The following is an 11131-nucleotide window of genomic DNA, read 5'->3' as shown; positions in this document are numbered from 1 at the left end:
CAGCAGGCGGCGCGGGTGACGCGAACGGCGCGGGCGCGGGCAGCGCGGGCGGCGGGAGCGCGGCGCGGAGCCTGGCCGCGGTGGCGCACGCGGGGACGACCGCGTCGCACTACCTCGGAGGGCGCGGGCGGCAGGCGCCGTTCGAAGGGGTGATCGTCCGCGAGGCGGGGACGGGGCGCACCCAGAGCTACGAGGGCGCCGTCATCCGGGAGGCGAGCCCGGTCAGCGCAGGCAGCGCGGCGGGCCCCGGGGCGAGCACGGGCAGCGGGGGCGGCGCGCGGCCGGCGCACGTGGAGCAGCGGTCGGCGAAGCTGCGGTACATCCTGCGGCGGCAGCCGGGAGGACTCGGTCTGGAGCGGTGGCTGGTGCTGCCGGATGGGCGCGAGGAGCCGGTGCGCGGGCCGCTGGTGAAGGCGCGGCTGCCGGAGGGGACCACCATCCTGCCGACGCACGAGGACATCACCCTCGACCGGCTGGTGGGGAACAAGCAGTTCGGATACATGCCCGCAGAGCGGACGGCGGAGATCTTCGCGGCGCTGGCGGGGGTCGAGGACGTGCGGGTGGAGGAGCGCGCGGTGAGCGTGTCCGGGGAGCTGTGCATGCCCCGGGGGCGGGTGATCGACGCGCCGAACGGGGGGGTGGCGCTGGTGGTGGAGCGCGATCCGGCGATCACCGAGGTGCTCACGGCGGGCCTGGTGCTGCGCGGGGATGTGCTGCACCGGCTCGGGGAGATGGAGATGACCGGGATGCGGCTGGAGAAGCTGCCGTCGCGGCGGGTGTTCCCGAAAGCAGACCTCGGGCAGGTGGTGACGCAGGTGCTGCCGGCGCTGGCGAAGCGGTTCCCCATCGAGGTGCGGACGAAGCGGCTGCCGCGGACGCAGAAGGGGGCGCGGCCGCGCATCCTGTTCCAGCTCCTGCAGCGCGGGCACACGCTGTCGGTGATCCCGAGCCTGGTGTACGGGGACCCGCCTCAGGCGCGGGTGGAGGGGGCGCGGCTCGTGCACCTCCGGGGGTCAACGCCGGTGCGGGACGAGTCGGCGGAGCGGGACCTTCTGAACCGGCTGCGGGCAGAGCTGAACCTGGTGCCCGGGCGGTGCGTGGACTTCGACGGGGGCGAGGCGGCGCGGTTCGCGGCGCGGCTGCAGGGGTGGAGCGCGCGGGAGGGTGGCGAGGACCACCGGCAGCTCTTCGACAAGGCGGTGCTCGTGCCGCGGCTCGTGGTGGACGAGCACAAGATCGACGTGTTCTTCGTGCTGCGCGAGGAGGGCGACGAGGGCGGGGGGGACGAGGACGAGGGGACGCGCGTCGACGCGGCGACGGTGATCCGGTCGTGGCAGGACGGGCTGCCGCTCGTGCCGCTCGCCGAGGGTGGGTGGGCGCCGCTGCCGCGGGCGTGGCTGGATCAGCACGGGCAGCGGGTGGCGGATCTGCTGGCGGCGAAGCGGGACGACGGGGTGGTGTCGGCGGCGGCGCTGCCGACGGTGGTGGAGCTGTGCGACGCGCTGGAGATCCCGCGGCCGGCGAGCTTCGCGCGGCTTTTGCCGCTGTTCCAGGGGTTCGACGCGGTGCCCCCGGCGGAGCTGCCCGCGGACCTCACGGCGACGCTCCGGCCGTACCAGCGGCAAGGGGTGGACTGGCTGTGCTTCCTGCGCGAGGCGGGGCTCGGGGCGGTGCTCGCCGACGACATGGGCCTCGGCAAGACGCTGCAGATGCTCTGCGCGCTCAAGGATCGGGCGCTCGTGGTGTGCCCGCGGAGCGTGGTGCACAACTGGGCGCTGGAGATCCAGCGGTTCAGGCCGGGGCTGCGGGTGAGCGTGTACCACGGGCCGCGGCGGGCGCTGGACCGGAGCGCCGATGTGACGCTGACGACCTACTCGGTGCTGCGGCTCGACGCGGAGGTGCTCGCGGCCGAGGCGTGGGGGACGGTGGTGCTCGACGAGGCGCAGGTGGTGAAGAACCCGGACAGCCAGGTGGCGCGGGCGGCGTACGCGCTGAAGGCCGAGTTCCGGGTGTCGCTGAGCGGCACGCCCGTGGAGAACCGGCTGGAGGAGCTGTGGAGCCAGATGCACTTCACCAACCGGGGGCTGCTCGGGGGCTTCAGCGACTTCCAGGAGCGGTTCGCGAAGCCGATCGCGGCGGGGACGCCGGCGGCGGCGGCGCGGCTGCGGCAGAAGATCAGGCCGTTCGTGATGCGGCGGCTGAAGCGGGAAGTGGCGCCGGAGCTGCCGCCGCGCACGGACTCGGTGCTGTACTGCGACCTGGAGGACTCGGAGCGCGCCGTCTACGACGCGGTGATGGCGGCGACGCGCAAGGAGGTGGTGGCGAAGCTGGCCGAGGGCGGGAGCGTGCTGGCGGCGCTGGAGGCGCTGCTCAGGCTGCGGCAGGCGGCGTGCCACCCGGCGCTGGTGCCAGGGCAGTCGGCGAGCACGTCGTCGAAGGTGGAGCGGCTGGTGGAGGCGCTCGTGGACGCGGCGGCCGACGGGCACAAGGCCCTCGTGTTCTCGCAGTGGACGTCGCTGCTCGATCTGGTGGAGCCACACCTCGCGGCGGTGGGGATCGGGTTCACGCGGCTCGACGGGTCGACGCGTGACCGGGCAGGCGTGGTGGCGTCGTTCCAGGATCCGGGCGGGCCGCCGGTGCTCCTGATCTCGCTCAAGGCGGGCGGGACGGGGCTGAACCTGACCGCGGCCGACCACGTGTTCCTGATGGATCCGTGGTGGAACCCGGCGGTGGAAGATCAGGCCGCAGACCGGGCGCACCGCATCGGGCAGGATCGGCCGGTGATGGTGTACCGCCTGGTGGCGAAGGACACGGTGGAGGAGGGGATCCTGGGGCTGCAGGAGAAGAAGCGCGCGCTCGCGGGGGCGGCGCTCGGCGAGGTGGAGCAGGCCGCGGCGCTGACGCGGGAGGACCTGCTCTCGCTCCTGCGATGAGGGTCTGCGTTGACTGCCGCTACATCCGGGAGCGGCCGAGCGGGGTTTCAGCCTACGTGCAGGCGCTGGTGGACCGGGTGCCGGCGCTGGGGCCCGACGTGGAGTACGTGCTGTGGCGGCACCCGCTGGCGAAGGCGCCGCTCTCCACCGCGCCGAACGTGCGGGAGGTCGTGGCCCCGAGCAACCCGAACGAGCCGGTGTCGCTGCTCCTGCCGCGGCTCTTCGGGCCGACGGAGGGAGACGTGTTCCACGCGCCGCACAACCTCTTGCCGTTCGGGGTGAGATCGACGGCGGTGGTGACGGTGCACGACATCATGTGGCTCGACGAGCCGCACCTGGCCGAGGGGTCGGCGTTCCTGCGGCTGTTCCGGGTGCCGTTCTTCCGGGCGGGGATCCTGAACGCGCTGGCGAAGGCGCGGCGGATCCTGACGGTGTCGCAGGCGTCGGCCGACGCGATGGTGCGGTTCAGGGCGGACACGCGGGACCGGCTGGTGGTGACGCACAACGCGGCCGACGCGGGCTTCCAGCCGGCGCGCGACGTGGAGGCAGCGCGGGCGCAGGCGGCGGAGGTGCTCGGCACGGACGCGCCGTACTTCCTGCTGGTGGGTCAGAACGCGCCGAGCAAGGGGCACGCGCTGGCGCTCCAGGCGTTCGCGGAGGCGGTGCGGGCGCGGCCGGAGGCGGGGGAGCGGCTGGTGGTGATCCAGCGCCTCCGTGCGGGGCGGGGGCTCGATCGGCTGGCGCGGGAGCTGGGGGTGCGGGAGCGGCTGGTGGTGCGGCCCGGGGTGCCGTTCGCGGGGCTCGTGGCGCTGATGCAGGGAGCCACGGCGCTCCTGCAGCCGTCGCTGGCGGAAGGGTTCGGGATGCCCGCGCTGGAGGCGATGGCGTCGGGGTGCCCGGTCATCGCGAGCGACATCGCCCCCCTCGTGGAGGTGCTCGGGGGCGCGGGGATCCACGTGCCCGCAGGCGAGGCAGGGCCGCTCGCGGCGGCGATGCGGCGGCTGGGAGACGAGGCGGGGCTGCGCGAGGAGCTGCGCGGGCGGGGAGTGGAGAGGGCGCGGGCGTTCTCCTGGGAGGCGTGCGCGAAGACGACGCTGGAGGTGTACCGGGAAGCGGCGCGCCTCGGTCCGCTGGCCTGAGCGGCGTGAGCGGACCTGAGCGGACCTGAGCGGACCTGAGCGGGCCTGAGCGGGCCTGAGCGGGCCTGATGATGCGGACGGCGGTCGGTGGGGGTTCTCCGAACCTGGATCAGGTGGTCCGGCATCGTAGCCCACAGCGCGCTGAGCCAGGCCACAGGCGCCACCCCCCAAACGATGTACTCCATCGCCCATAGCACCGGGAAGCTGGTCGAGATCTGCATCTGGTCGCCCGTGTCGGTCGAGGAGGCGACGCGCTGGGCCCGCGAGCACGACCAGGTCCTCCAGGAAATCAAAGGGCCCTACGTCTGCATCGTGGACGTGGTGGAGGCGGCGGTGTTCCCGCAGGCGGTAGTCGACGCGTACGTGGCGACGATGCGGAGGGAGCCGCGCTTGCTGCGCACGGGGGTGCTCCTCAACCAGAGCCCCACCCTGCGGATGCAGGTGCAGCGGATGCTGCGCGAGGCCAACTCGTCGGCGCGGAAGATGTTCGACGACACCGAGGGCGTGGCCCACTGGCTCGATGACGTCCTCGACGCGCGCGAGCGCAAGCGGCTGCGCGAGGTGCTCGCCCGGCGAGAGAAGGCGCCTTCGTCGCGGCGGTGGCAGACGCACGTGGCTTGATACACAGGTCGATGGCGTCGCGCTGACGATGCGCGGGCGGGCGATGACGGGCGCAGCTCCATGGCTCGGTCGTCCGGCCGCCAGGAGTGCGCGCGCGCTCACCGAGGCGTTGCAGGCATGCATGTCCTGCTTTCGCCGCGGCTCGGCTTCGCGGTACTTCTCTTGATGACCTCGACACGGTGAACCCGCGCCGGGGATCGAAGGGGGGATGGCCGCAGGCTGAAGGAGCCCATGGAACAGGCGACCCCGCACCCTCTCGACGCGTTCTGCGAGGCACTGGATCAGCGCTGCGTGGAGCTGGCCTCGCCGATGTGCGAGATCTTGATCGAGACGTTCCCCATGATGGTGGGGGTGCCGCGCGACATGCTCGGAGGCATGTGCGTGGACGGGTTCAGGGCCTACGTCGCCGCGCTGAGGGCGCCGAGCTTCGAGGCGCTGCGCAAGTTCGTGGTGACGTCGAACGAGGGGCTGGTGATGATCGGGTGCGCGCCGGAGCAGGCGCGCGATTCGCTGCTCAGGGGGCGGCGGCTGATCCTCGGGCTCGCGATGACGCTGCTGGAGGAAGGCGTCCCGAGCGCGCGCGAGGGGATCCTGAGGCTGGTGGAGGCCTACGGCGTGGGGCTCGAAGCGACGATCGAGTCCATCCACGCGGGGGGGCGATCGGACCTGGAGGTGAGCGGGCGGCTCCTGCGCACGTTCGCGGAGGTGTGCCCCGAGGCGATGGCGATCAGCGTGCGGGACAACAGCCTGAGCCTGGTGAACGAGGCGTTCGAGGCGCTGCTCGGGCAGGAAGTCCCGACCGGATGGTTGTTCACCTCGCTGGTGGTGCCGGAGGACGAGGCGCAGTGGAGGGAGGCCAGCGCGGAGCTGTCGACGGCGCGGAGCTGGCGGGGGAGGTTGCGGTTCGCGGGGGCCGGTGGTCGGGTGATCCCGACCGACGTGACGGCGTTCCAGGTGGACACGGAGAGCGGCGGGAAGGCGTACTGCTGGCTGGTGCGGGACGTGTCGGAGCTGCTCCAGGCCGAGGAGGAGCGGCTGCGGCTGCAGGCCGAGGTGATCGCGGCGCAGGACCAGGCGATCCGGGAGCTGATGACGCCGCTCCTGCCGCTCGCGGAGGGGGTGGTGGCGATGCCGATCGTGGGGAGCATCGACCCGGCGCGCAGCGAGCGGATCCTGGACGTGTTGCTGAGCGGGATCGCGGCGCGGGGCGCCCAGGTGGCCATCCTCGACATCACGGGGGTGAACGTGGTCGATACGCAGGTGGCGGAGGGACTCCTGCGGGCGGCGCGGGCGGCGCGGCTCCTGGGCACGGAGGTGATCCTCACCGGGCTGCGCGCCGCGGTGGCGCAGACGCTGGTGAGCCTCGACGTGCACCTCGACGAGCTGACCACGTGCGGGACGCTGCAGGAGGGGGTGGCGCGGGCGCTCCGCCGCGCGCGAGCGCGGGGGAACGGCTGAAGGGATGCGGGGGCGGCGAGGGCACGGACCCACGCCGCAGGGGGCGCAAGAGCTGACCGGGAAAGCGTCGCGAGCGCCCCGCGGCCAGGGAGGCCGACCGAGAAATCCACGTGGATTTCGAGGGAGGCCGACCGACGACGCGGGGCGCGCAGCAGCTTTCCCGTCAGCTCTTCAGGGGCAGGCGAGAGAGGCGACGAGGATGTCGTCGAGGTTCCAGGAGCCGACGTCCCAGAGGACCTGGGCGCCGCTCACCATGAAGCCGAAGCGGACCTTCATGCCGGCGTTCTTGTAGGGGGTGAGATCGAACTGGTGGTAGTTCCAGCCGATGGTCGCGTCGGTGATGGTGGGGCCGGAGGTCCAGAGGCTGATCCAGCCCGTGCCGTTCCACACCTCGACGGTGTTGGACATGTACGGGATGAAGTCGCTGTTCAGCCAGCGCTGGTAGCCGAGCACCACGGGGCCCGAGGCGACCGCCGTGTTGAAGGGCGGGCTCTCCAGGTAGTAGTACGCGTGGTCGATCTTCGCGGCGAAGCCGCCGATGTTGACGCCGGCGACGCCGTTGTCGGCGGTGTCGGTGTGGTCGTTGGCGGGGTCGTTGGCGCCGCCGTGGGCGCCGGTCGAGGCCTGGGCAGGCCCGATCTCCCACTCGGGGCCGAGGACCCAGCCCTGGCTGTTGTCCGAGAAGTCCTCCGAGAAGTAGACGGTGGGGCCGTCGCCGCCGCCGCACACGCCGGCCGTGCAGATGGTGTTGGTGGTGCAGGAGGCGCCGTCGTCGCAGGTCATGCCGTCGTTGGCAGGGGCGCCGCCGAGGCAGGCGCCGTTCGCGCAGGTGGTGCCGTCGGTGCAGGGGCTGCCGTCGTCGCAGGCAGCGCCGTCGTTGGCGGGGACGGCGCTGCAGGTGTCGGCGTTCTCGTCGCAGGTGGCGGCGTAGCAGCCGTTCGGGGGGGCGCAGAGGCGCGGGGTGCCGCCGCCGCAGGCGCCGGCCTGGCAGGTCTCGCCCGTGGTGCAGAACTGGCCGTCCTCGCAGGCGCCGCCCTCGTTGACGTTCACCTCGACGCAGCCCTGGCCGGCCTCGCAGACGCCCTGGGTGCAGTCGCTGTCGAGGAACGAGCAGTCGACGCCGAGGCAGGTCGGATCGGGGAGGGTGACGGGCACCGAGGCGACGTTGTTGTCGTAGCTCGTCTCGCCGATGCGGCGCTCCGGGTTGACCTCGACCTCCAGGATGTAGTCGCCCGCGGGGACGCCGGTGACGTCGATCCACTGGCACTGCAGGCCCGCGCCGTACTCGTCCCACCAGCCGCGCTGGATGCCCTGGAACGCGCCGTTGTACTTGGAGGTGGTGGGGGTGTTGGGGTCGTCCGGGTCGATGCGACCCATGTCGATGATCGAGAAGCCCTGCTTCTTCCCGGTCAAGACCACGTTGTTGTTGCTGGGGTCGATGAGGCGGTATTCGGCGTACTGCTGGTAGTGGTAATGGCCGTGGCACTGGTCGTAATGGAAGTCCGGGTTGCCGTTGGGGCTCCCGATCACGAAGTCGGCTGCGCCGACGTTCTGGGTGCGCGAGCTGAAGCGCAGCACGTTGCGCAGGCCGGGGCCTGCCAGGCAGTCCTCGGAGACGAGGCAGGGATCGGAGTCGGCGTTGACCTGCGAGAAGCTCAGCGTCGAGGCGACGCGCGCCTGGTCGATGGTCAGGTCAGGGAGGATGCACTCGCCGTTGAGGCAGCTACTGCCGAGGGGGCAGCAGAGGTTGAAGCCGCAGACCGAGGTGAGGGGGCAGCCCATCACGCAGGAGTAGTCTTCGAGCTGGGGGTTGAGCTGGCAGTACTCGTGCAGGGGGCAGGCGATGTCGCCGCCAGGGCAGCCGATGGGGCAGGCTTCGCCGGAGGGGCGGCACAGGTCGGCGCCGGTGTAGCCGAAGATCTGCGCTTCACAGCACTGCTGACCTTCGGGGCAGCAGACGGGAGGGGCGTCGGGATCGTTCGCGGCGTTGCAGGCCTCGCGTCCGCCCGGGCAGAGGTCGGCGCAGTGGTCGCCGTCGACGCAGACCGGGGTGTCGCCGGAACAGCCGCCGAAGCAGCCCTCGCTGGGGCCCGCGCCCTGTCCGCCCTGGCCTCCCGTGTTGCCGTCTCCGCCGACGCCCGAGGCGCCGCTGCCCCCCGTGCCGTTGTTGAACAGGTTGTCCTGCTCGCCGCTGCATCCCACGCCGATCAACGCTCCGAGGAGGAGCGTGGCGATTGCCTTCCGCATTGACGATGAATATCCGACCTGTCGGCAGATGTTCAACAGATGTCCGGGGCGAGGCGGGGGGATCGCCCGTCAGGATTTCGTCATCGAGGGGGGCGGAGGCCGGGCGGTGGCTCCCGGGTGGCGGGAAGCGTCGGGCGCGTGGCGCAAGGTGGCGCAGGAGCAGCAGGCAAGGGGCGGTGGAGAGGTGCGGAGGTGGAATTCCGTAACGGCACGCGCGGTGCGTGGGGGCGGCAGGGGAGGCAGGGGAGGCAGGGGAGACGCAGTGGTGGACACGAGAGGTGCGAGAGGCGCGAGAGGCGCGAGAGGCGGGGCGGTGGGCGCATCAGGCGGCGGCGGCGCCGGCGATGCTGGTGGTGTCCGAGGGGCTGGGGCTGGTGGTGTCCGCGGGGCCGGTGGGGCTGGTGGTGTCCGCGGGGCCGGTGGGGCTGGTGGTGTCCGTGGAACCGCTGTCGGTGGCCGCTTCGCGGCGCGGTAGCTCCACGGTGAAGGTGGAGCCCTGACCGGGGGCGCTCTCGACCGAGATGGAGCCGCCGAGGGCGTCGAGGAGCTGCTTGACGATCCACAGGCCGAGGCCGAAGCCGCCGTAGTGCTGCTCGGAGACGGCACGCTCGAAGCGGCCGAAGATGCGGGCCTGCTGATCCGGGGGGATGCCGATGCCGCGGTCGCGCACGACGATGCGGGCGACGTCGTCGTCGCTCTCGACGCGGAGGTCGATGGGAGCGCCCGCGCCGTACTTGATGGCGTTCGAGAGGAGCTGGGTGAAGATCTGGTCGATGCGCGTCCGGTCTCCCCACCCCTTGACCGGCTTGTCGGCGGAGAGGCGGAGCGCGCAGCCGGCGCGGGAGGCGGGCTCCTGGAAGCGGTGGGCGGCGTCGCGCGCGGCGGCGGCGAGGTCGACCTCTTCGCGGTGGAGGGAGATGTTGCCGGCGGTGAGGAGGGAGAGGTCGAGGAGATCGCTGACGAGCCGGTGGAGACGCGCCACCTGGCGGGCCACGATCTCGACCTTGCCCAGCAGGCGCTCGTGGGAGAGGCGGGAGGGGTCGGCGCGAAGGGCGCGCTGGAGGCTGCCGATCTGGAGGGCGAGGGGGGTGAGGGGGGTGCGCAGCTCGTGCGAGGCGATGGTGAGGAACTCCTCGCGCACGCGCACGGCCTCCATGGCGTCGGCGTAGAGGCGCTCCATCTGCCGCTCGGCGTCCATGGCGACGGCGATGGCGTGCTGGTTGCGGACGGCCTCGGAGATGACGTTGGCCACGGCTTCGAGGAAGTGCACGTCGTCCTCGGTGAAGAGCCGCTTGTGGCAGGCGTACACGCCGAGGACGCCGAAGGGCTGGGTCGGGCCCTCGACGGCGACGCTGATGGCGCTGACGATGTGGAGCGCGATGAGCACGGAGGAGACCCTGGGGAAGCGGGGGTCGGTGCGGACATCGGCGATGACCAGGGGCACGCGGCTGCGCAGCGTGTCGCCAACCAGGGTCTCGGGGCTCTGGCTGATGGGGAGCTCCGTGCCCTCGGGGCCGACGAGGGCGCGCACGTCGAGGTGCTCTCCGTTGGCCGAGAGCTCGAGCACGACCGCGATGTCGGCGCGTAGCTCGGTCGCCACCGTGGCGGCTGCCGCCTTGAGCAGACCGTCCACGGGCTCTCCGGCGATGGCGCGCTGGCCGAGCGCGGCGATGGCCGCCTGCTGCGCGGCGCGCTCGGCGAGGGTCTCGTGGAGCTGGACCCGCTCGACGGCGCGGGCGATGCGGCCCGCGGTCAGCTCGAGGAGCGTGACGTCTTCGTCAGAGAAGCGGCGCTCTTCCCGGGTGCCGAGGTCGAGCACGCCGAGGACGCGGCCGTCGACGAGGAGAGGGACGCCGACGGCGTAGCGGCTCTCGGGGGTGCCCTCCGTGCCAGGGCCGAAGGCAGCTTCACGGACGTCGGTCCTCAGCGTGCGGCGGCTCGCGAACACACGCCCGGCCAGGCCCTCGCCACGAGGGATGCGGATGGCGCGGCACGTGGCCTCGGGCACGCCGTACGCGGCGGAGACCACCAGGGTCTCGCGGTCCTCGTCGAGCAGGAGCACGAGGGCGGTGTCGACGAGGAAGATGTCCGCGACGCGTGAGAGGAGCTCATGGAGCAGCTCGGGGAGGGGGCGGTCCTCCAGGGCGGTCTCGGTGATGGACTGGAGGTGTCTCAGCTTGACGAGCGCCTGGTCGGCGTCGACGCGCGCGGTCTGCACCCGGGCGTAGAAGTCGTGCACGAAGGCGCCGAGGTGGGCCATGCCGGTGGCGAGGCCGCCGTACAGGAGGAGCACGGTGCCGTCACCGCCGCTCCGGAGGACGGCCGAGAACTGAGGAGGCACGACGAGGATGGCAGTCGCCAGGCCGCTGAGCACTGCCGTGATCAGCGCGGGACGGAGGCCCGCGAACAGCGACACCATCATCACCGCCGCCAGCGGGATCATGAAGTACCCGTGGTCGAGCCCGAGCTTCCGCGAGGCGAGCCCCGTCAGACCCACGGACAGCGCAGCAGCGACGACGGCGAAGCCATACCGCAACGCTCGCAGAAGCATCTATCCTCCGAGCCGAGATCGACCTGCCTCACCCGCGATGCACGCGATGCACGCGACAAGCGTAGCACCCGTATGTGGGACGTCCCGCGCGCCCACCTCGGTGAAGGCAAGAAGATCTCCTGAGCAGGGTCGGTAGCGGGGAGGTGCACATGCCCGGCCGGAACGGTAGCGGCAGCGACAGC

Annotated in this window: 6 protein-coding genes; 4 read left to right on the top strand and 2 right to left on the bottom strand. The window is 72.3% G+C overall.

Annotated elements, in window-relative coordinates; genetic code table 11:
* The 4 genes from CAP_RS01740 to CAP_RS43500 all read left to right on the top strand — a co-directional run.
* Positions 1-2933, top strand: a 2933-nt coding sequence (locus tag CAP_RS01740; protein WP_052373952.1) for a DEAD/DEAH box helicase, incomplete at its 5' end; no start/stop codon positions are given.
* Positions 2930-4072, top strand: coding sequence for a glycosyltransferase family 4 protein (locus tag CAP_RS01735; protein ID WP_044235169.1), 1143 nt, complete (start codon positions 2930-2932; stop codon positions 4070-4072). The genes CAP_RS01740 and CAP_RS01735, both read left to right, overlap by 4 nt.
* Before the next feature lie 174 nt (positions 4073-4246).
* Positions 4247-4693, top strand: coding sequence for a hypothetical protein (locus tag CAP_RS01730; protein ID WP_044235168.1), 447 nt, complete (start codon positions 4247-4249; stop codon positions 4691-4693).
* A gap of 231 nt (positions 4694-4924) precedes the next feature.
* A complete protein-coding gene (locus CAP_RS43500; protein ID WP_052373951.1) occupies positions 4925-6151 on the top strand; it encodes an STAS domain-containing protein in 1227 nt (408 codons plus the stop codon).
* Between the two features lie 171 nt (positions 6152-6322).
* Here the strand turns inward: CAP_RS43500 and CAP_RS43495 are convergent, their stop codons facing one another.
* Both CAP_RS43495 and CAP_RS43490 read right to left on the bottom strand, forming a co-directional pair.
* On the bottom strand, positions 6323-8398 hold the full coding sequence (locus CAP_RS43495) for a lysyl oxidase family protein (protein ID WP_052373950.1): 2076 nt from the start codon (positions 8396-8398) through the stop codon (positions 6323-6325).
* A 322-nt stretch (positions 8399-8720) separates the two neighbouring features.
* On the bottom strand, positions 8721-10949 hold the full coding sequence (locus CAP_RS43490) for a sensor histidine kinase (RefSeq protein WP_081864450.1): 2229 nt from the start codon (positions 10947-10949) through the stop codon (positions 8721-8723).
* Between the last annotated feature and the right edge of the window lie 182 nt (positions 10950-11131).

The sequence above is a fragment of the Chondromyces apiculatus DSM 436 genome, from assembly GCF_000601485.1.
Classification (GTDB): domain Bacteria; phylum Myxococcota_A; class Polyangia; order Polyangiales; family Polyangiaceae; genus Chondromyces; species Chondromyces apiculatus.
The sequence above is the reverse complement of the archived record's forward strand: the minus strand, read 5'-3'. Positions and strand labels throughout refer to the sequence as shown.